General features: G+C 64.1%; 18 protein-coding genes, 1 pseudogene and 1 riboswitch. Of the genes and pseudogenes, 3 read left to right on the top strand and 16 right to left on the bottom strand.

Features of this window, described 5'->3' with window-relative positions; genetic code table 11:
- Window positions 1-88: 88 nt before the first annotated feature.
- Complete coding sequence (betT, locus tag AAFP32_RS01220; protein WP_350271518.1) at window positions 89-2,338, bottom strand: choline BCCT transporter BetT; 2,250 nt, start codon at window positions 2,336-2,338, stop codon at window positions 89-91.
- Window positions 2,339-2,547: 209 nt separating this feature from the next.
- Window positions 2,548-3,675: a hypothetical protein gene (locus tag AAFP32_RS01225; RefSeq protein ID WP_350270278.1), complete on the bottom strand. Its 1,128-nt coding sequence runs from the start codon at window positions 3,673-3,675 to the stop codon at window positions 2,548-2,550.
- Window positions 3,676-3,857: 182 nt separating this feature from the next.
- Here AAFP32_RS01225 and AAFP32_RS01230 point away from each other — a divergent pair, with 182 nt between their 5' ends.
- Window positions 3,858-4,580, top strand: coding sequence for a metal-dependent transcriptional regulator (locus AAFP32_RS01230; RefSeq protein WP_350270279.1), 723 nt, complete (start codon window positions 3,858-3,860; stop codon window positions 4,578-4,580).
- 43 nt (window positions 4,581-4,623) lie between these two features.
- On the opposite strand, the gene AAFP32_RS01235 is transcribed toward AAFP32_RS01230, so the two are convergent.
- From AAFP32_RS01235 to AAFP32_RS01270, 8 genes are all read right to left on the bottom strand, one after another.
- Window positions 4,624-5,055, bottom strand: a complete 432-nt coding sequence (locus AAFP32_RS01235; RefSeq protein WP_350270280.1) for a hypothetical protein — start codon at window positions 5,053-5,055, stop codon at window positions 4,624-4,626.
- 33 nt (window positions 5,056-5,088) lie between these two features.
- A riboswitch (SAM riboswitch) is annotated at window positions 5,089-5,200 on the bottom strand.
- Between the two features lie 166 nt (window positions 5,201-5,366).
- A complete protein-coding gene (locus tag AAFP32_RS01240; RefSeq protein ID WP_350270281.1) occupies window positions 5,367-6,869 on the bottom strand; it encodes an inorganic phosphate transporter in 1,503 nt (500 codons plus the stop codon).
- Window positions 6,870-7,528: 659 nt separating this feature from the next.
- Complete coding sequence (locus AAFP32_RS01245; RefSeq protein WP_350270282.1) at window positions 7,529-8,122, bottom strand: HdeD family acid-resistance protein; 594 nt, start codon at window positions 8,120-8,122, stop codon at window positions 7,529-7,531.
- 47 nt (window positions 8,123-8,169) lie between these two features.
- Window positions 8,170-8,637, bottom strand: coding sequence for a hypothetical protein (locus AAFP32_RS01250; RefSeq protein WP_350270283.1), 468 nt, complete (start codon window positions 8,635-8,637; stop codon window positions 8,170-8,172).
- A complete protein-coding gene (locus tag AAFP32_RS01255) occupies window positions 8,634-8,864 on the bottom strand; it encodes an SPFH domain-containing protein (RefSeq protein ID WP_350270284.1) in 231 nt (76 codons plus the stop codon). The genes AAFP32_RS01250 and AAFP32_RS01255 overlap by 4 nt, the downstream gene beginning before the upstream one ends.
- 104 nt (window positions 8,865-8,968) lie before the next feature.
- On the bottom strand, window positions 8,969-9,775 hold the full coding sequence (locus AAFP32_RS01260) for a glutamate racemase (RefSeq protein WP_350270285.1): 807 nt from the start codon (window positions 9,773-9,775) through the stop codon (window positions 8,969-8,971).
- The gene (locus tag AAFP32_RS01265) at window positions 9,772-10,344 is read right to left on the bottom strand and encodes an HAD domain-containing protein (protein ID WP_350270286.1); all 573 of its coding nucleotides are present in this window, start codon (window positions 10,342-10,344) and stop codon (window positions 9,772-9,774) included. Before AAFP32_RS01265 ends, AAFP32_RS01260 begins: the two co-directional genes overlap by 4 nt.
- Before the next feature lie 296 nt (window positions 10,345-10,640).
- Complete coding sequence (locus AAFP32_RS01270; protein WP_101643299.1) at window positions 10,641-11,042, bottom strand: acyl-CoA thioesterase; 402 nt, start codon at window positions 11,040-11,042, stop codon at window positions 10,641-10,643.
- A gap of 247 nt (window positions 11,043-11,289) precedes the next feature.
- Between AAFP32_RS01270 and AAFP32_RS01275 the strand changes: the two are divergent.
- Window positions 11,290-12,209, top strand: a pseudogene (locus tag AAFP32_RS01275) (CoA transferase).
- Between the two features lie 109 nt (window positions 12,210-12,318).
- On the opposite strand, the gene AAFP32_RS01280 reads toward AAFP32_RS01275, so the two are convergent.
- The 4 genes from AAFP32_RS01280 to AAFP32_RS01295 form a co-directional block, all read right to left on the bottom strand.
- On the bottom strand, window positions 12,319-13,380 hold the full coding sequence (locus AAFP32_RS01280) for an electron transfer flavoprotein subunit alpha/FixB family protein (RefSeq protein ID WP_350270287.1): 1,062 nt from the start codon (window positions 13,378-13,380) through the stop codon (window positions 12,319-12,321).
- Complete coding sequence (locus AAFP32_RS01285) at window positions 13,377-14,165, bottom strand: electron transfer flavoprotein subunit beta/FixA family protein (protein ID WP_350270288.1); 789 nt, start codon at window positions 14,163-14,165, stop codon at window positions 13,377-13,379. The genes AAFP32_RS01280 and AAFP32_RS01285 overlap by 4 nt, the downstream gene beginning before the upstream one ends.
- A 3-nt stretch (window positions 14,166-14,168) precedes the next feature.
- Complete coding sequence (locus tag AAFP32_RS01290) at window positions 14,169-16,682, bottom strand: FAD-dependent oxidoreductase (RefSeq protein WP_350270289.1); 2,514 nt, start codon at window positions 16,680-16,682, stop codon at window positions 14,169-14,171.
- A gap of 115 nt (window positions 16,683-16,797) precedes the next feature.
- Entirely contained in the window at window positions 16,798-17,577 is a 780-nt protein-coding gene (locus AAFP32_RS01295; RefSeq protein ID WP_350270290.1) for an IclR family transcriptional regulator, read from the bottom strand.
- Between the two features lie 121 nt (window positions 17,578-17,698).
- Here AAFP32_RS01295 and AAFP32_RS01300 point away from each other — a divergent pair, with 121 nt between their 5' ends.
- Window positions 17,699-18,448, top strand: coding sequence for an IclR family transcriptional regulator (locus AAFP32_RS01300; RefSeq protein WP_350270291.1), 750 nt, complete (start codon window positions 17,699-17,701; stop codon window positions 18,446-18,448).
- 1 nt (window position 18,449) lies between these two features.
- Here AAFP32_RS01300 and AAFP32_RS01305 read toward each other — a convergent pair whose 3' ends face one another.
- A complete protein-coding gene (locus AAFP32_RS01305) occupies window positions 18,450-20,039 on the bottom strand; it encodes an FMN-binding glutamate synthase family protein (RefSeq protein WP_350270292.1) in 1,590 nt (529 codons plus the stop codon).
- 209 nt (window positions 20,040-20,248) lie between these two features.
- Window positions 20,249-21,112: a methylenetetrahydrofolate reductase gene (locus AAFP32_RS01310; RefSeq protein ID WP_350270293.1), complete on the bottom strand. Its 864-nt coding sequence runs from the start codon at window positions 21,110-21,112 to the stop codon at window positions 20,249-20,251.
- Window positions 21,113-21,212: the final 100 nt, after the last annotated feature.

Below are 21,212 nucleotides of genomic sequence, written 5' to 3' on the forward strand. Positions count from 1 at the left end.
CGCCGAGGCTGCCCCCAGGATCGGGGACAGCCTCGTTTGGCCCGGTTCGCCATAGACCGGAATCAGGGCTCGGGCATTGTGCCTTTGATCAAGTACGGTCGTGTACCGGTTCCGATGTCGGTTCCGGGTCGATCTCCTCGACCTCTTCCGCCGAGGTGGGAACAGCTGGAATCGAATCCGTGGCCGGGGGTGTCGGCGGAGTGACCACCGACTGGTACGAGTGCTCGTGGGAGTAGGCGAGGAACGACAGGTGGTTCTCGTAGCGGTCGAGGACGTCGTCGATGATCTGCTGAGAGCTCAGGCCCATCAGGTCGTAACCTTCGGAGCCGGTCTGTGTGAAGACTTCGATTCGGAAGTACACGTCGTTGCCGCGAGGAGCATTGCGACCGCCGAACGACGGGACATTGTGTTCGACCGCCGCGATCTGATATTGGAAGTTGCGCTGCTCGCCCATGTCGACGATGAGGGTGCTTTCCGTGATGCCCGATTCCGGGCCCGGTTCCTGTATCAGCTCGACCGTGTAGTCGAGTTCGCGGAACTCTGCGGCCACCGCTTCCAGGGCAGGTTCGACCACCTCGGCGACGAATCTGTCGACCGATTTCTTAGAAGGATACGAGCGCAGCGTCGCCAAGCGCTGCCGCCACGTCTTCTCCGGAGTCCTGCCGCCATGGACTGCGGTCGTCCGGCGCTTGCGGGTCCTGCCCTCCCGCTCGGCTCTCTCCATGCGCAGGACCTTGGAGAATGAGGCCATGACGAGATAGGCGATGATCGTCACGGGCAGTGCGAAGATCAGCGTCGCGTACTCCATCGTCGTCACTCCGCCGGCCACGAGCATGGCGATGGTCAGCACCGCGGTCACGACCGCCCAGAAGATCCGCAGCCATTTCGCGCCGTCCTCTTCGGGGTTGGGGATCGTGGAGGAGAAGTTCGACATCACCATGGCGCCCGAATTCGCGCTCGTGAGATAGAAGAGCAGCCCCGAGAGCGTCGCCAACCCGATGAGGAAGGTCGCTCCGGGGAACATTTCGAGAAGGGCATACCAGCCCTGCTCCGGTGAGTCGATGGCGAGCTTCGCGAATTCGGAATTGCCGTCGAAGACCTCCGACAGGGCAGAGTTTCCGAAGATCGTCACGATGATGAAGTCGCAGAGCACCGGGGCGCTGATCGCGGCGATGACGAACTCGCGCAAGGTGCGACCACGGGAGATGCGGGCCAGGAACAGCCCCACGAAGGGACCCCAGGCCAGCCAGAAGGCCCAGAAGAACAAGGTCCATGCGCCCATCCACTCGGAGCCGTCGCTGACGTAGGCGAAGGTGGACAGGGTGCGTTCGGGCAGAGTGAAGATGAACCGGCCGATGTTCTCGACCATGGCGTTGAGCAGGAACGCGGTCTTGCCGGTGACGAGGATATAGAGCATCATCGCCGCACACGACCAGAGGTTGAGCTCGGAGACCAGGCGGATGCCCTTGTCCACGCCCGAGGTGCAGGCGGCGACCGTCATGATGACGGCGACGAGCACGAGGCCGATCTGGAGGGCCAGCCCTTGGGGCAGTCCGAAAAGCGTCGAGAAGCCGACGTTGAGCAGGACGACGCCGATGCCCATCGAGGTGGCCACACCGAAGACGGTGCCGACGAGGGCGAAGATGTCGATGACGTCACCGGTGGCTCCGCGCACCCGCTTGCCCAGCAGCGGGTAGAGGACCGCTCGGATCGACAGGGGCATGCCCCAGCGGTAGGCGAAATAGCCCATGGCCATGCCGAGCAGCGAGTACATCGACCAGCCGGCGATGCCGTAGTGGAACATCGTCCACACCACGGCATCCTGAGCGGCGGCCGCGGATTCGGGATCGGCATTGACCGGCTGGAGGAACTGGGTGATCGGTCCCGTCACAGAGTAGAAGAGCATGTCGATGCCCACGCCCGCGGCGAAGAGCATCGCGACCCAGGTGAAGAGATTGTATTGCGGCCTGGAATGGTCGGGTCCCAGCCGGACGGAGCCTTCCTTCGACAAGGCGACCCACAGGACGAAGACGATGACGACGGTGACCGTGACGACATAGAACCAGCCGAGATTGACCGAGATCCAATCGACAGCGGCCTTCATCGTCGACTGAGCGGTGTCTGGCATGAGCATCGCCCAGATCGAGAAGGCGAGGATCACCGCCGATGAGATGAGGAAGACCTTCCAATTGACCCGAGACCCCCGCTCGTCCGTGAGTTCCGCGGGGCCGCGGCTCATCTCCGTGCTGGAGATCGGAGGGAGCTTCTCGGGGTCGACGTCTCGGGAGGGCCTGTCGGTTCCGCCGAAGAGCTCGCGCTCGACGATCGGCCGCTTCATCTTCTCATCGTTGGGATCCTGCACGCATAACCTCCGGTCGGAAACTCTGGACTCGCCCAAAAGGGCACCGATCCATCCTAGACTCTCGGGACTTTGTCAGCGACTCCACCCCCGGCTTTCAGGACGGAGCCGTTACTGTGCGGTAAGTCGCGCAGGGTGTGATTTCCGCTCTGCAGGGGAGTTCGGCGAGGTCAGCGACGGTCGCCGTGTCAGCGGCGAACCTTTCCGGTACGTGCGAGGAAGGTGATCGTCTCGGCGAAGGCCCGGGACTGTTCGGGGTCTCCGCCGACGACGCGCATGGACTGACGATCGCGGAAGTGCGCAGTGGTCATGAGGTCATGGCCCACTCGTTCCGATGTGCCTCCGGACAGCTGCCCAGGACTGGCCTGTTCGAGGATGAAGGTCCGATCTGATCCGAGGATCGAGGCACGGACGAACCTCTGATCCGTGGCGATGAGAAGCTGGGGTTCCGGGGTTCTATCGCTTCTGAAGTGCATGAGCAGACGCTCACCGGGTTCGAGCAGATCCACCGGAGGACCACCTCGGCCGGGCCCGCCCTGATTCACCTTGCGTGCACCGAACTTCGTCGCCCGCCTGCGTGCTCGAGGACTTTGATGGGGATGAGCGGCGTCGTATCGGGCGACGCGGACGCGAGCCCACACGTGGGTGCCGATCGAGGTACACAGGCTCAGTGGGAACACCAGAGCGGCTAGGGCCAGGATCCTGCCCGTGGGTCCGTTCGCCATGAAGATGAAGCCGATGGTGAGGCCGATGCCGACGATGAACATGACGATGAGGGATGTGATGGTGATCCCCGGATGGTCGCGGTTGAACGCCTCGGCGATGGCGGCGAACATGAATCCAATGTTCGCCGCGGACCAACATGTAAGGAAGAGTGCGAGGGCGGGCAGTGTCGAAGAGGCGTAGTCGCCCCACATCGTGCCCGGAGTACCCGGAAATTCTGCGAAAGTGTGCCAGAGGAACACCGAGGTCGCGGAAAATGCGGCGAAGACCGGTCCCACGGAAAGGACCTTGTACCAGGGTTGCCGGATGAAGCCAGTGTAGGAGTCGGGAGCCCGTGGGATATGAGAGTCGGCAGCCGCCTTGGCCTTCGAGGGTGTCGAATCGTCCTCATCGAAGAAGATGATCGCGATGGAGTGGTAGAGACCGAGCAGGCCGAAGCACGCCGGGGCTGCGTCTTCAGGGTCGAAGTCCCTGAAGTGGCCCGCACGGGGGTCCAAGCCGGCATTCGTCAAAGCGAAGATGATCAGCATGAAGACGGCGAGCGTCACCGCGAAGAGCATCGTCGTGCTGAACTTGTGCGTTCTGAACCTCATACTGTGATTCTTCCATTTCGTTTCGGCACAGGAGGCGAGGGAATGTTCCAGATCTGTGTCGCGACGACGTCTGGCCGGCAGTCCGCCGCGCGCCTCGACCCCGCATCGACCTCGCCTCGACCCCGCCTCGACCTCGAATTTGAACCTATTGGCGGTCTCGGCACATCGGATACGCTGATTGCATGCGTGCAGGCGAAGTCTCCGAGGTCAGCCAGGACTACCTCAAAGCGATCTGGTCGGCCCAGGAGTGGGGCGGAGAGCCGATGACCGCAACGGAGCTGGCGAACCGCTTCGGCACCACGAAGGCCAACGTCACCGAGGTGCTCAAACGGCTCGACGAGCTCGGTCTCATCGTCCGGGTGCCCTACCGCCCGCCCGTTCTCACCCCTGCCGGGGAGAAGGTCGCCCTGTCCATGGTGCGTCGGCACAGACTGCTCGAGACCTTCCTCGTCGAATCACTGGGTTATGGCTGGGACGAGGTCCACGACGAGGCGGAGATCCTCGAACATGCGGCCTCTGACCGGCTTGTCGATCGCATCGATGCGTTCCTGGGCCGTCCCCAGGCAGATCCCCACGGTGATCCGATTCCCGATCCCGATGGGCAGATCGAATCACACGACTCCTCGATCCTCCTCACCGAGGCAGATCCCGGGTCCTACGAGGTCATCCGGGTCTCGGATGCCGATCCCGCAGTGCTCGCCCACCTCGCCGAGGCAGGGGTCATCCCGGGTGCCCATATTGAGGTTGCGGACGTGAGCAGGTCGTCGTCGGAAGTGGGTGAATCCGCCACGGACGATAGCATCGGTGCCGACGCTGGGATCGTGGTGGTGACGGTCGCGATCGGCGGCGAGTCAAGCGAGATCGACCGGGCGGTGGCCTCGGCGGTGTACCTGTCAGCGACCTGACCACACAGCCGAGGACGATGCCTATAGGCAACAGGCCGCCGTGTCAGCTGCGATAGTTCACGTCAGCGAACGTGAGCACCAGTTCTGCGGCAGTTCCCGGAGAGAAGTCGTCTTTGAGGACGAGCTGCGGCCACTCCTTCCACAGCTCGGTCTCGAAGGGAATCCCCGGGACGCAGGCGCGATTGGTGATCTCACGGTTCTTCGGATGCCATCTGAATGAGTCGGGGTCGATCGACTCCAGGGATTTGAAGAGTGAGTGGTAGAGCACAGGCGTGAAGTCGATGGTGCTAGCCGCTTCGGCGGTTCTCATCCAGTCTGGTCCGGCGTGGGGAACCCCGCGTGAGATATCTGCGTGAGCGAGTGCCTTGTAGCTGGGCGGCAGCGCCTGGGGCGAATGGCGGAGGAGAGCTCGGGCCCATTGGAGGGATTCCTCTGGGGAGAATCCTGGCCAGTTCTCGTTGGTGTCAAGTGACATGACGGCACCCGTTTCTCGGGCGCATCGCGCCCGGATCGAATCTTGCCAGCACCACGTGGTGCTGGCCCGTTCTTTCCCTGGGGCACCCGGTCGATGACGGGTTGCCGCGTGGCCGGCCAGGTACCGATAGCCACGACTCGTGAACGTGTGAATGATCTTATCCGACCGCCCTGACACAGGACTCGGACAGACGTGGTCGGAGGTCACGTTGACGAGGCGGCCCGGACCAGTGCTGCTGGTCCGGGCCGCCGTGAACCGCGTTCAGATCTTCAGGGAATGCGGTCGGGTATGCCGGGGGAGTGCGGGTGCCCTCAGCCGAAGAACATGCGCAGGGTGAGCACGCTGATGGCGCCGATGCTCGCGGCTGCAGGCAGGGTGATGACCCAGGCCATGGCGATCGGCTTCATCAGCTTCCAGTTCGCCGACCGGTTGACCAGGCCCACGCCGATGATCGCACCGATGAGGATGTGGGTGGAGGAGACGGGCAGTCCGCTGATCGAAGCTGCCATCACGACGGCTGCTGCGGCGAGCTCGGCGGCGAAGCCCGAGGCCGGGTGGATCTCAGTGAGCTTGGTCCCGACTGTGGTGATGACCTTGCGACCGATGAACCAGAGGCCGGCGATGAGGGCGATTCCGCAGGTGAGCATGGCGGCTAAGGGAACGGTCGCCTCGGAGCTGATGCTGCCCGTCTTGAGTACGTCGAGGACGGCTGCGAAAGGCCCGATTGCGTTCGCGATGTCGTTGGATCCGTGACTGAAGGCGAACGCGGAGGCCGTGAACACCTGCATCCAGGAGAAGAGAATGTAGGTTGCGCGGGGCACGGTCTGCTTGCGCAGGGTCTTGGCGAAGACGAACACTGCCATCCAGACGGCGAGGCCGATCATCGCCATGATGAGGATTCCGCCGACGGTGCTGACACTCATGTCGAGGTTCTTCAGGCCCTTGAACAGGAGCATCCCGGTGATGATGACGGCACCGCCGGCAGCGATGAGCGGAACCCAGCGCTGCAGTGTCGAGTGCGAGCCGACCGTTGAGTCGGTCGACGTCGCGGCATCGCGCTCGAGGTCCATTTCGGTCTCTGCAGCGTGGCCCTCACCGCTGGTTCGGGCAAGCATGTGCGGCTTGAGAGTCTGCGACAGTCCATTGCCGAGGACATGCTTCTTGATCGCGCCGTAGATGAGGAAGGCGACGAGCGCGCCGAGCGCGGGGGAGAGGACCCAGGAGATCGCGATCATGCCGACCTCTGACCACTGCACCATGGCGAATCCGCCTGTGCCGGTGACGAAGCCAGTGGCCAGTGAAGCACCGATGATGCCACCGATGATCGAGTGTGTGGTCGAGACCGGCCATCCCATGCGGGTGGCGATCAGCAGCCACACTGCTCCACCGAGCAGGGCCGCCATCATGATGTAGGCGAACTCCATCGGGTCAAGAGCGGCAGCGCCGAGATCGACGATTCCGCTCTTGACGGTGTCGGTGACCTCACCACCGGCCAGCAGCGCGCCGCTGACCTCGAAGACGGCTGCGACGAGGAGTGCCTGCTTCATTGTCAGGGTGCCAGCGCCCACCGAGGTGCCGAAGGCGTTGGCCACATCATTGCCGCCGATGTTGAAGGCCATGAACGCGCCGAAGATGACCGTTGTGATGAGCACCATGCGCGGTGCGTCCTGGCCGACATAGCCGAATGACCACAGGGTGAAGGCGATGAGACTGATCGCGAGGAGCAGGCCAAAGGCCAGGTTCCAGCGGCGATCATTGCTGCGGCCGACTGCAGGCGTCGGAGTGAAAGTCTCCGGGGCCAGGACCTGGGTCATGCGTGTCTCCTTGCGAGAATCATGGGGTGTGTAACCGGCTGTCTCCCATGATTCGCATCCAGGGTGTCCGCAAGGTTAAGCAGAAGATGAACGGACGGTGAACAAACTTCTTGCGCCCGAGGAACAGCGGATGCACTCTCGCGAAAGTGCACTCGGTGTTCATTTAACGTTCCAGGTCAGATGGTATGTGCTGGCCAGTTATCGCCGGCTCAGCCGTCATCTTTGCTGGGCAGATCTCGGACTGTGATGATGGACACGCAGACACGCAGACACGCAGACACGCACACGCAGACACGCAGACACGCACGTCACACACGAGCACGCATGTCGCGCGCGGGCGTGTGCCCGTGGTCGTGACTCTTCAGCTTGGCGTCACTGTCGAAGCCTAGGGTGTGGACTTCGAGCTTCTTCATCACCCGGTCGGAAGGCGTTCGATGCGGCGAATGTCGAACCAGGGTGCACATTGGGGACTGAGCAGCTACTGCACCGATGCCGGGACCGATCTCCAAGATGGGACCTGGCCATTCAGCGTCGGGGCCTGCCGAATGCCTGCTGAACGCCGAACGGACCACTTGGCGTCGAGGGAGCTCAGTGCAACTGGTCCCTTCGACGCTAAGTGGTCCGCTCGGCGAAATTTCTGGGGCCGAGGTGGCCGGGCTCTATTCGATGACTTCGCCGGTGATGATGTCGCCGCCGTCCTCGGGGGGCCGGCGGTTCGGGTCGTGCTGCAGGTTCTGAGCGGTCTTGTGCAGACGCCTGCCGAGAGCGACCAAGGCAATACCGACGACGACGATGAAGGTCGCGAGCGTGAAGATGAGCGCTGTGACGCCGGCCTCTGGGGCGAAGAGGAAGAAGCCGCCGAGAATGATGCCGATCACTCCGATGAGTGTCAGTGCCCACCACATCCGCACACCCATGCTGCGAATGAATAGTGAGACGGTGACGGCGAAGAAGCTGAAGAAGATGACCGCGAACCCGGTCAATACGGTGACGAAGGCCGCGAAGAACATGGGGGAGAAGAAGATGAGCGCGCCGAGGAGGATCAGCAGGACAGAACGGGCCACCAAACTCCCAGTTCGTCCGCCCTTCGGGGCGAGGACGAAGGAGGAGACGGCGATGACGGCCAGCCAGGCGGCGAAGATTCGCACTACCACCTCGGCGCTGGCACCGGGCCAGACCATCATGAGGACACCCACGAGAAAGGCGATGACGCCGTTGACGATGACTGTTCTGCTGGTGCGTTTCAGGTCCATGCCTCAAGCGTAGTCACTCGGTATGGAAGCTCGCTGAGCGCATCAGGCTATGCAGGCGCTTTTTCGTCGTTCCCAGCTATGTTCGCCGAGGCTGCAGTGCTGCTCTCGCTGCCTGGAAGCTTGATCGATGCGGGCAGGTTCATCGTCTCGTTCAGCCTCATCGAGTTGGAGAGTGCCCGGACGATTCCGTTGAGATCCTCCAGCGAGGCTTCGGTGTCCTTGGCTCCGAAAGTGGAGCTCAACGAGGCGTTCGCCGCCGAGGCGGTGCTGTCGTTGCCAGACGTCCCCGCGGGGACGTCCTCGGCTGAGGTAGTCGCCGCCGTCGGAGTGTTCCCCTCCAAGAATCGCAGGAGCTCGACGGGGAATGGCAGGACCAGGGTCGAATTCTTCTCGGCGGAGACTTCGACGATCGTCTGAAGCAGGCGTAGCTGCAGAGCTGCGGGCGTGTCCGCCATTATCTCGGCTGCCTGTGCGAGCTTGTTGGAGGCCTGGAACTCACCGTCGGCGATGATCACGCGTGAACGACGCTCACGTTCGGCATGGTGATGATCTGCAGATTGACCTTCTCCAGCTTGTCCACGAACGGCACGATCGCCGTCATACCTGGATTCTTGTGGTCGTTCGTGACTCGTCCCAGACGGAAGACGACCCCGCGTTCGTACTGTTTGATGACCTTCAGGCTATTGCCAAGCGTAATCAGACCCAGTACAACCAGGCCGAGGACTATATACAGCAAGAACATCGGGACCGCCTCCTTTGACGATTGGCTCTCCTATCCACGCTAGCACCGGAGTGGAAATGTTGATCCGTCTTGGTTATAATGCTGAGCCGATTGGCTGGATCCGTTCAGATCTCGGTGTGGGGAGCCGCCGAGGACTCTCGTGCCAGCAGGCGCTTCCCGGCCGGATAGGCATTCAGTGACCGTGGCAGCCGCACGAGCCGACCGGAGGCATACGTGGCGATGACCTCCCCCGTGTCGGGCTGGCCAGGGCCGACCCCGTGGGCATCGATGCCGATTCTGCGCAGAGTCTGCTTCGCCACCGGAATGGGGGAGTCGAAGAGTGTGATCGCGCCGGCCCTGGCGGCCATGATCCGCTCGGCGACCAGGCCGTAGTGGGTGCATCCGAGCACGATCGTCTCCATACCGGGATCCATCTGGTCCAGGGCCGCGTCGATCGCGGAATCGATCATGGCGATGTCAGCCTCATTGATCGCCTCGGCGAGGCCTGGGCATGCCACTGGCGACACTGCCACCTCGGCGGCGAAGGTGTCGATGAGGTTCTGCTGATAGGCACTGCCCGTCGTTGCCGGGGTCGCCCAGATGGCGAAGTCCTGCCCGGTCCCGGCCGCCATCTTCACCGCGGGCACGGTGCCGATGACGGGGATGTCGGGCTCGTAGCGGGCGCGTACGGTCGCCAGCGCCTGAACCGATGCCGTGTTGCAGGCGATGACGATCGCATCGGGCTCCCATTCGGCGAGCACCGCTGCCGAGTGCAGGGCCCTGGCCTCGAGCGCTTCCGGGCTGAGGCTGCCGTAGGGGGTGAAGTCCGGGTCCATGGCCAGGATCAGATCCGCGTGCGGAGCCAGATGGAAGAGTGCATCGGCGGTGCCGAGCAGTCCGAGTCCGGAATCGAGCAGACCGATACGCGTCATGAATCCTCTTTCGGGTAGGCGAATTCCTTGATCTCCTTCAGGTGCGCCTTCGTCAGGCCCTGCGCGAACTCAGGAGCAATGAGCTTGAGCCTGTTCGCCGGATAGTGTTCGACGAAGTAGTCCCGCGTGGCCGGTGCGGCGAGGTCATCATCGATCCAGACGGCCCGACCATGCTCGTGGGAGTCGAGCCAGTCCTCCATGGCCCGGGCCTTCCACCACAGGTGAGGATCGTTGGCGTAACGGTTGTGGGACTCGTCGGGCATCTGAATGACCTCGAAGGAATTGCGCAGACCGAATTTCGGCTCCAGTTCCGTCTTGCACCGCTGGGACCAGGTGGAGAGCCACACAATGTCGACCTCGTGGGTTTCGACGAGACGGTCGAAGAACGCGATGACCGCAGGCTTGTAGTGCAGTTCGTACTGCCAGGCTTGGAGCTTCTTGCGGCCTTCGGTCATGATGCGCAGCTTGGGCACCGGGTATGAGTTGAGCACTCCATCGACGTCAAGGAAGACCGTGACATGCCGAGCCTGCCGACGTGCTGAGACCGGCGAGGGGGATGTGGCTGCCATTGGTCCTTCCTGGGGGAGTCGAGTGCCGGCTGGTCGGAGATCAGGCGGCGTCGGCCTGGGGCTAGCCGATGGGTTCCAAGAATACCGCTCGAAACTGAAGAAGCACGAGCACCTGATGTGCGCGGAGATGGCCATCCCCAGGCTCCGCGCCTCACGGTGGGCTCGGCCCTTTTAGCGGTCGAACTCGCAGACCGGGTGGCATCGACCGAGGCAGTCAGCTCCGCTGCCGCCTCGGCGCGGTGGGTGCGCCGTTGATCGCATGCTTGCGATGTGATTGTGCCCTGTCGGGCCGGGCCTCAGCCGGCCTCGGCGACGTATTCCTCGAGAACGCTGCGAATGTCCTCGGTGATCGGTGCTGGTCGGCCGGTTTCCCGGTCGATGTGGACGAGGATGACGTCGGAGTTGAACACCTTCTGGCCGCTCTGGTCACCACGCGTGTGGACAGTGAACGAGGAGCTGCCGATCCGTTTGACGGTCACCGTCATTGTGAGCTCGGGGCCGTACATGACGGGGAGCAGGTAGTCGATCGACTGGTTGGCGACGAGCATGCCCCCGCCGGTCAGGCTGCCCGCTTCGGCTTCATGGAGCCACCTGATGCGGCACTCCTCGATGAGGGTGATCATGCGCGCGTTGTTCACGTGGCCAAGCATGTCCTGATCGGACCAACGCACCTCTGGGGAATACTCGAATGTCTTCACGGACAACCTTTCGACTCAACTGCTTCGGAGACTCTCCATCTCCGACTCTGGGACGTTACCAGGACGGCAGGGCGGCCCTGATCGCCGGGATCCCTCATGCTCACGAGCGGTCCTGTTTCCTGAGCGGAACTGATCGATCGTTCTATAGTTAAACAGGACTGGTCGACGAAAGGAAATCATGACTGTGCTCAAAGGCGTGCGCGTTCTCGACCTCGGCGGAATCGGCCCCGATCCCTCCGCCACAATGATGTTGGCAGATATGGGCGCCGAGGTGATTCGCCTCGATCCGTCCGCAGTTGCAGGTCAGCCGATGAACCCCGTCCTCGACCGGGGTAAAAGCTCGGTCACCGCAGACTTCAAGTCCGAGGCCGGCATCGAACTCGCCCGCTCCTTGGGTGCGGAGTCCGACATCGTCATCGAAGGCTTTCGCCCAGGCGATGCGGAACGGTTGGGCCTCGGGCCGGACGATCTCCACGCGCTCAATCCGACACTCGTCTACGGCCGCATCACGGCTATGGCCAAGGCGGGCCGAAGGCGCAGAAGGCCGGCCACGACCTGGGCTATATCGCCTCGACGGGACTGCTCAACCAGCTCGGTCGCGCCGAAGGACCGCCGCAGTTCCCCGCGAACCTCATCGGCGACTTCGGCGGTGGCGGCATGCTCCTCGTCGTCGGCGTCTTCGGCGCACTCACCAGCGCCCGCATCACCTGCATCGACACTGTAGTCGACACCGCCATGATCGACGGCGCGAACCATCTGTATTCGATGATGCACGGCTTCTCCGAGATGGGAATGTGGCGCCACGATGCACGTGGGCGCAAACTCTTGGATTCCGGAACACCGTTCTACGACGTCTATCCCACCGCCGATGACAGGTACGTGTCCGTTGCCTGCATCGAACCGACATTCTTCGCCGATTTCCTGGGCACCCTCGGCATCGAAGACCAACTGCCCGCACCGCTGAGCGAGATCGATCATTGGCAGCCGAGGCACTGGTCCATCATGCGACCAGTCTTTGCTGAGGCGCTCGCCTCACGCACCTTGGCCGAACTCGAAGACCGATCCCCACAACTTACACCGCGGCCTCTTCTACACCGACGAAGCCGGAATCGATCAGCCCACACCGGCGCCGAGGTTCGGCCAGGCAACCGCGCCCACCTCTGCTGATGGCGCACCCACCTCAGCTGGCACGGACAGTGCAGACCAGCCTCGGCGGGCTCCGGCCATCGGTTCCGACACCGACGCGGTGATCGCCGAATTGGGCCTGTGAGCGGGATCAGCCGCGTCGGTTCCGGATCTCCTCGTTGACCGCACCCACAACCTCGTGGAGGTCGCCGATGATCGCGTAGTCGGCGCGCTGGACCATTGTCGACTCCTCATCGGTGTTGATCGCGATGATCGTCTTCGCACCCTCGACGCCGGCCATGTGCTGGACTGCGCCGGAGATTCCGCACGCGATGTAGACATCGGGCGTGATCCGACTGCCGGTCTGACCGACCTGCTCCGCATGTGGCCGCCAGCCCAGCCCCGTGACGACACGAGAGGCACCCAGTGCCCCGCCGAGGTGGTCGACGAGTTCGAGGACCTCGCCGAAGCCGTTCTCCGAACCGACCCCGCGGCCGGCACCGACAACGGCGCGGGCCTGGGTCAAGCCCGACGTGTCGGTGTCATCGGCGGTCTCAACCTCGGTGCGCACGACTCGTGTTCGCAGATCGTCGGCCGCGGCCGCTGGGGAGTGGCTGACGATCTCGGGGCTTGTCGGTGTCGTCTCCTGCGGATTGCAGGCGTGACCGGCGATCGTGAGAACCTGCAGGTCACCGCCGAGCTGGAGGCGTTCGAACGCGGCCCCGCCGAGCACCTGCCGCAGCAGACCCCCGTCATCGGCGGCCACGACATTGGCCGCCATCCGCTCCCCGGTTCTCACCGCCACATGTGCCATGAGCTCCATTCCGCGCGGTGTCCCCGACGCCATCACGGTCCCGGTCTCCGGCGCGATGTCGACCAGTGCCTGCGCCCACGCAGCGGCTGAATAGGCCTCAAGGTCAGTGTGCTCAAGGTGATGAATGGTGTCCACCCCGAGGCGGGTCAACTCATCAACGCAGTCGTTGGAGAGCGGCCCGATGACCGCAACCTCCACCCCTCCACCCAAGCCACCACTCCCCGAACTACCTGAGGGCGGCCCAGCAACCTCGCGCGAGGTATCTGGGCCCCCGCCAGGTAGTTGTGTGGGGGTGGTTGCGGCGAGGACGTCCGCGTTCGTGCGGGCGAAGGTGATCGCCTCGGCCGAGGTCAGCTGCACCTGAGCGTTCTCATCGGTTTCGACGTATACGAGAGTCATGACCTGATCACTCCGATCTCTTCCAGAACATCAACCAGGGCGCCGGCAGCATCGGGCCCCTCACCGAGGATGGTGACCGCGCTCGCCGTCTCCGGTGGCAGCTCGAGGCCGATGCGCGGACTTCCGGCACCCGGTTCCGGCGCCACATATTCGGCGATGCGAGCCTTCTTCGCCTTCATCCGCCCGGTGATCGAGGGATAGCGCGGGTCGACGCCGCCCTCCTGAACGGCGATGACGGCGGGCAGATCAAGGGAGAAGACCTCTGTCCCAGCCGGCCCGATCCCATGGGCCTCGATCGCCGCCGAACCGCCAGAACCACCGGTCGCACTCAGCGTCTGGATCCCTGTCAGCACGGGGTATTCGAGGTCGTAGGCCAGGCGGATTCCGACCTGGAAATCACCGGTGTCGGCGGCATCATTGCCCAACAGCACGAGATCAAAGCTCTGCCCCTCCTCGGCGCGGTCGCGGATGACGTCGCCGATGACCTGGGCAATGTCCTCGGGGCCGAAGGCTCCGGGAGCCTCGGCTTCGATGAGGATCCCGTCGTTGGCGCCCACGGCCACAGCCGCGCGCAGCTGTTCGACCGCCTCGGCGGGGCCCAGGGTCAGCACCGTGACCTTGCCGCCGGTGGCCGCCGCGGTCTGGATGGCCAGCTCTACCGCGCACTCCTCATGCGCCGAGGTGGTGTGGCCCAGACCCGAGTCATCGATGTCCGTGCCGGAGTCGTTGAGTGTGATCTGGCCCGAGATGTCGGGGATGCGCTTGATGCAGACGAGAATATTCATCGCCTACCTCCTGATGCTCTCGTTGCTGGGGTCGAAGAGTGGGGTGGCGTCGATCGAGGCCACCGTCACCGGGTAGGACTCCTCCATGTAGACGACGGTGAGCTGGTTGCCCAGGACCGCCTCGGCGGGAGGGAGGAAGGCCATCAGGACGTGCTGTCCCAGGCTCGGAGCGGACCCCGCCGAGGTGACGAAGGCGTGGTGCCCATGCCCATCGACCAGCGGGCCGCCGTCCTGGGACAGGATGGGTTCCCCGCCGAGCATGTAGCGCTTCTCGCCGCTGGCGCTCGTATGATCGTCGACCGTGAGTGAGCAGAGGACCGCTTTCGGGTCCTCCGCGCGGTGTCGCAGGTGGGCATCGCGGCCGACGAAGCTCTGCGACTTCACCTTCGGTCGGGCCATACCGACCTCGATGACGCTGCGTTCGGAGTCGAGTTCGGCACCGAAGGCGCGGTAGCCCTTCTCGATGCGCCCCGTCGTGCCATAGACGCCCAGCCCCACCGGTGCGAGCCCGTGCTCGCGTCCGGCCTCGGTGAGGACGTCCCAGAGCTTCAGCCCGGATTCCATGGGGACGTAGAGCTCCCAACCCAGATCGCCGACGTAGGAGATGCGGGAGGCCAGGACCGTCAGCGAGCCGATTTCGATGGTCCGCGCCGTACCGAACTTGAAGCCTTCGTGGCTGACGTCTGCGCTCGTGATCTGCGAGAGGATGTCCCGTGCCCGTGGCCCCCAGAGTCCGATCGTCGTCCACGAGGAGGTGAGGTCGGCGATCTGGGCACCCGTGACCGGCAGCCGATCGGCGAACCATTTGACGTCGACCATGCCGTGGGCGGCACCTGTGACGACGCGGAACCGGTCGTGAGCCAGGCGCATGATGGTCAGGTCCGAACGGAACCCGCCAGCCTCATCGAGGACCGGTGTGTAGACCACGCGGCCGATGCTCACATCCATCTGGGCGAGCACGATGGACTGGACGGCATCGAGGGCGGCGGGCCCGAACACATCGAAGATGACGAAGCTTGAGAGGTCCACGAGCCCGGCGCGCTCGCGCAGTGCCAGATGTTCGGCATTGATGATCGGTGACCACCAGCGCGAGTCCCATTCCGCGCTGCGGTCCATGACGCGCTCGCCGAACTCCTCGAGCAGCTTCGCATTCGATTCGTACCATTGCGGGCGTTCCCAGCCGGCGACCTCGAAGAAGACGGCGCCGAGTTCCTTCTCGCGCTCATGCATGGGGGAGAGGCGGACATTGCGGTCGGAGTTCCACTGCTCGCCCGGGTGGACGATGCCGTAGGTCTTGATGAATGCCTCGGAGGTGCGGGCCCTCACGTGTTCGCGAGTGCGCTGGTGCGGGTGGAAGCGGGCGATGTCTGCGCCCTGCACGTCGATCTCGGGCAGACCGTTCGTCATCCATTCGGCCACGGCACGGCCCACGCCCGGTCCTTCCTTCACCCACACCGCTGCCGCCGACCACAGGCCTTTGACCTCGGGGGACTCGCCGAGGATGGGGGCACCGTCCGGGGTCAGGGACAGCAGACCATTGATCGCATAGCGGATCTCGACGTCGGGGTTAGACAGGACCTCGGGCATGAGTTCGAGGGCCTGTTCGAGCTGTGGGTCGAAATCGTCGTCGGTGAAGGGCATCTCCGTGGGAGAGAGCTTCGCGGCCTCGATCGACGGGATCTCGTCTGGTTCGTGAAGGATCGCACGGTGGGCATAGGAACCGATCTCCATGTCCGATCCGTGCTGGCGCTCATAGCAGAAGGTGTCCATGTCGCGCACGATGGGAACGGAGATCTCACCCGTCTGCTCGGCCAGCTGCGGGACCGGGCCGACGCTGATCATCTGGTGCACTGCCGGCGTCAGCGGGATCGCGGCCCCGGCCATGGCAGCGATACGTGGGCTCCAGACTCCGCAGGCGACGAGGATCTTATCGGTTTCGATCGGTCCCTTGGTCGTGTGGACCCGTGCGATCGCTCCGTTCTCGACGTCGATGCCGGTCACTTCGGTGTTCGGTGACACTGTGAGCGCACCCTTGCTCTGTGCGGATTCGCGCATCATCGTGCCCGCCCCCACGGAGTCGACGACGCCGACCGTGGGTGTCCAGAAGGCGCCGACGATGACGGAGGGGTCGAGGAAGGGGACCTTCTCGACGACCTCTTCGGGGGTGACCAGGTGGGACTCGATGCCCCATGCCTTCGCCGAGGCCATCCTGCGCCGCAGCTCCTGCATGCGCTCCTGGGTGCGGGCGACCTCGAAGCCGCCGGACTGGGTGAAGACGCCCAGGTCTTTGTACTGACGCACGCTGTCGAGGGTGAGGTCGGTGATCTCGCGGGAGTGGTCGACCGGGAAGATGAAGTTCGAGGCGTGCCCGGTCGAGCCGCCCGGGTTGGGCAGCGGGCCCTTGTCGACCTGGACGATGTCCCTCCAGCCGAGTTCGGCCAGATGGTGGACGAGGCTGTTGCCGACGATGCCTGCACCGACGACAACGACACTGGCCTGGGTGGGAATGGAAGCCATATCAGGCTCCTCTCCGAAGGCTTCTTCGCCTTCAACGGCACATGTTGCGTACTATGCAACGTGACGCACTATGTGAAACTGGGTGCTTTGATCGTCCCCCGCCCGCCGAGGCGTGTCAAGGGTTTTCGCGCCAGCCGAACCGTGACGAGACGTCAGCGGCCGCAGCCACCAGCAGGTCTTTGGCGGCAGCGACCTTTTTGTCGGTGAAGCGGAACCCCGGCCCCGAGGCCGAGATCGAGGCGATGACATCGCCGTGGGCGTTGCGGATGGGTGCGGAGACGGCGGTGAGGCCGATCTCGAGCTCATCGATGACGATCGAGTGCCCGGCGGCGACCACCTCGGCGATTTCGGTGAGCAGGTGGGGAATCGAAGTCACGGTGTGCGGGGTGTAGGTCGGAAGCCTGGACTCAAGGGCAGTGCGGATGCCGGCCTCGCTCAGGCCCGACAAGAGGACCTTGCCGTTCGACGTCGCGTGCAGGGGGATGCGCTGGCCGACCCAGTTGTGGCTCTGGACGGAGGCGGTGCCCGATACTTGGTCGAGGTAGAGGGCCGCGCCGTCGGAGAGGACGGCGATGTTGATCGTCTCCCCGGTGCGTTCGGCCAGGAGTTTCGCGATCGGGCGGGCCTCCTGGACGATGTCGAGGCGTGCGGTGGTGGCTCCGGCGAGGCGGAGGATGCCCAGGCCCAGGCGGTACTTGCCGCGATGCTGGTCCTGTTCGACGAGGCCGCGGGCCTCGAGCGTGGAGACGATGCGGGAGGCGGTCGACTTGTGCACGCCGAGTTCGGCGGCGATGTCGGTGACGCCGGCGAGGCCGGTGCGGGCTATGATCTCCAGGATCGTGACCGCGCGGTCGACCGACTGCACGGAGCCGGTGTTCGTCTCGCTGTTGCTCATTTCGAAACTGTAGCTCACATGGCACAACACGAACAGGGGCCGATCACGTGTGCTGTAGGGTGAATGCCGCCGGAGTGCCACTGGTGCCGCGGCATATCTTTCCCCGACGGAGTTGAGCGTAATGACCAATGGGACCCAGTCGATCGATCGTGCGGCAGAGATATTGTCGCTGGTGGTGAAGGCGGATGCCCCGATCTCCTACACCGAGGTGGTGGAGTCGACCCAGCTGGCGCGCTCGACGGTCTCACGACTGCTCTCCGCCCTCGAACGCAACGGGCTGGTCGAACGTGACGGGGGCGGGCAGTATCGCGGAGGTTCCCTGTTCGCGACCTACGCTTCGCGCTTCGATCGCGTCGAGACGCTGGTCACGGCGGCTGATCCCACACTGCAGCGGCTGAGCGAAGAGACCGGTGAGACGGTCAACCTCGCCGTCCCCAGCTCCACGGGTGTCGTGCAGGTCGCGCAGGTCGATTCGACCTTCGTCCTCGGCGCCACGAACTGGGTCGATGTGGAGGTGCCGCCGCACTGCTCGGCGCTGGGCAAGATCATGTATGCCTTCGACATCATTCCGGTCCCCTCGGGCCGTCTGGAACGGCGCACCCCCTACACCTTGGGGTCCCGGAAAGAGCTCCTGGACAACCTCGCCGAGGTGCGCGAACGTGGATACGCGATCGTGCACCAGGAGTTCGAAGAGGGCCTCGATGCCCTGGCCGCACCCGTGAACGGCGTCGACGGCCGGGTGATTGCGGCGATCGGAATCTCGGGTCCGACCATGCGCATCGCTGATCACCACGATGAGGTCGGGCGTCTCCTCGTCGACGAAGCGGGCCTGCTCTCCCGCAGCCTCAAGCGCAAGGTCACCCACCGCTGAGTCACGCGCGCCGCCGGAAGGTGCCTGAGTCGGCAAGAGCCCAGTCCTTCGCCCATGACTCCGGTGCCTGTGCCAGCAGCTCTCCCGGCTGCAGCCATTCGTAGAGTTCGGCATATGAGCGATGCTCATTGCGTGCGATATTGCGCTGCAGGAACTCGGGGCGCAGATCTCGTGGGTCGCTGACACCCATGGACGCCATGATCTGGACGGCCTGATCGACGGTCGCTTTCTGGTAGTTCTGTACGCGTTCGCTCTTGTCTCCCACGTGCAGGGCCCGCTGCCGCTTCAAATCCTGTGTCGTAACGCCGACAGGGCACAGGCCGGTATGGCAGATCTGGGCCTGGATGCAGCCGACGGCCATCATCATCGCTCGTGCAGAATTCGTGTAGTCGGCCCCTTGTGCCAGGCGTTTGACGATGTCGTTGCCGGTGGCGACCTTGCCGCTGGCTCCGATCCGGATCTGGTCTCGCAGACCGGTTCCCACCAGTGCGTTGTGCACGGTGAGCAGGCCGTCGGTCAGAGGCGTTCCCATATGGTCTTCGAATTCGAGCGGAGCCGCACCGGTTCCGCCCTCGGAGCCGTCGACGATGATGAAGTCCGGTGCTGTGCCGACCTCGTTGATGGCCTTGCAGATCGCCAGCACATCGATACGGGAGCCGACGCACAATTTGAAACCGGCCGGCTTCCCACCCGAGAGTTCACGCATGCGAGCGATGAACTCAATGAGTTCGGTCGGGGTGCTGAAAGCAGAATGAGCCGCGGGGCTGACACATTTTTCGCCCTCCGGGACTCCGCGGGCCCGCGCGATCTCCGCCGTGACCTTGGCCGCCGGCAGCACGCCGCCGATGCCTGGCTTCGCTCCCTGGCTCAGTTTCAGGGACACACATTTGACCTGCTCACGCGAGCTCTGCTGCGCGAACTGGTCCGGATCGAACCGGCCGTCGTCGGTGCGCGTGCCGAAGTATCCCGAGCCGACCTCCCAGATCAGGTCGCCATTGTTCTCGAGGTGGTAGGGCGAGATGCCGCCTTCGCCGGTGTCGTGGGCGAAGCCGCCCATCTCGGCTCCTCGGTTGAGTGCGCGCACGGCATTCGGGGACAGGGCACCGAAGCTCATCGCTGAGACGTTGAGCAGGGACATGCTGTAGGGCTGTGAGCAGTCGGGACCGCCTACCATGACGCGTGGGGCAGTGCTGGGTGCGGTGACCGGAGCGGTCGAATGGGTGAGGTATTCATAGCCGGCGGCGTTGACATCGCGTTCGGTGCCGAAAGCCTTCTCTCCGTGGATGCCCTTCGATCGTTCGTAGACGATTGAGCGTGTGTCACGGTCGAAGGGGCGACCGTCCCAGTTGCGTTCGATGAAGTACTGCTGGAGTTCTGGCCGCAGGCTCTCGAGCAGGAACCGCAGGTGCCCGACAACCGGATAGTTGCGCAGGATCGCGTGCTTCTTCTGCGTGAGGTCGTAGATCGCGAGAACGATGACGGCGGCGACGAGCGCCCCGATCACCCACCATGCCCACGGTCCGACTGCTGCCGCCCATCCCAGGGCCACCAGAATGCTGAGTGTCGCAGCGATTGCCAGGAAACGTCCCATCGCGATCTCCTCCCGAGCGAAAGATGGAGCCCCGAGTTTCGGGTCACGGTCTCAGCGACGGGCACCGTTGGTTCTGTGTGCTGATCAGCGGCGTCGGGCAGCATCTCTCTTCCTGCCACCGTATGCCCAGGCCCGGTGAGAACTGTGAGATTCTTCCTGTGAGGTGTGAGTGCGCCGGTGCGAGCCGCGCTCTGAGTGCGGTGGGGAGATCAGCCGTTCTTGATCGTCGCCTCGTCGGTGTGGCCAAGGGCGGCGAGCTGCTTGCGCCTCCAGATCTCCGTGTCCTTGATCTGGTTGAACGTGTAGATGTGCAGTCCGACCACGCCCATAGCCGGATTGTCGAGAGTGGGGGCGAGCTTGTCGAGGAGCTTCCGTGGGTTGTAACCGCCGGGTTTGGCCATCCGGGAGAAGGTCGCCGTGTTCTTGCGCAGGAAGCGCGTCGATTCGCCGACGCCGATCTTGCCCGCCACTCGTGCGAGCTTCGTCAGCTCCACCTTGCCCGCGATGCCGAGGACGAGCGGCAGCTCGATGCCGCGGGCCCGGACCCGGGCCAGCCAGGTGGCGATCACAGCTGGATCGAAGCACAGGTTCGATACGAGGTGGGTGGCGTAGTCGCGTTTGTCCCACATGGCCTGGACGGTGACGTCGTCGGAGATGAGGGGGTGGGTCTCGGGGTAGGCGCTGACGCCGAGGTGCTGGATAGGTGCCGCCATGCTCGCGAGGTCGACGATGAGGTCGAGTGCACTCGCGTAGCCGCCAGCCGGAGGAGTGGCGTCACCGGCGGGGACGAAGATTCGATCGATGCCGGCCCGGGCGATGCGGGCGACGATCTCTTCGAGCTCGGTTCTGCTCTGCACCATCCGCGCGGCGATGTGGGGGACCGCTTGGAAGCCGAGCGCCTGCAGCTGCTCCGCAGTGGACAGTGTCGCCTCAAGGGTCAGGCCCGTCGAGGCGGTCACCGTGATCACCCGGCCGGGCGCGACGTATTCGTGGACACGGTCGACGACTCCGGCGGTGGGCAGGATTTCATACCGTGCGGACTTGAGCAGTGTGCTCAGATTTGCCTGTGACATTCCGGCTCCCTTGAGAGAATCCTTGGAAGGGGGTCGGCGGCCGATGAATCTGGACGGAAACCCTTGCTTCCGCCGACACTTCGATTCTACACTGAATATA

The sequence above is a fragment of the Brevibacterium sp. CBA3109 genome (genome assembly GCF_040256645.1).
GTDB classification, from domain to species: Bacteria; Actinomycetota; Actinomycetes; order Actinomycetales; family Brevibacteriaceae; genus Brevibacterium; species Brevibacterium koreense.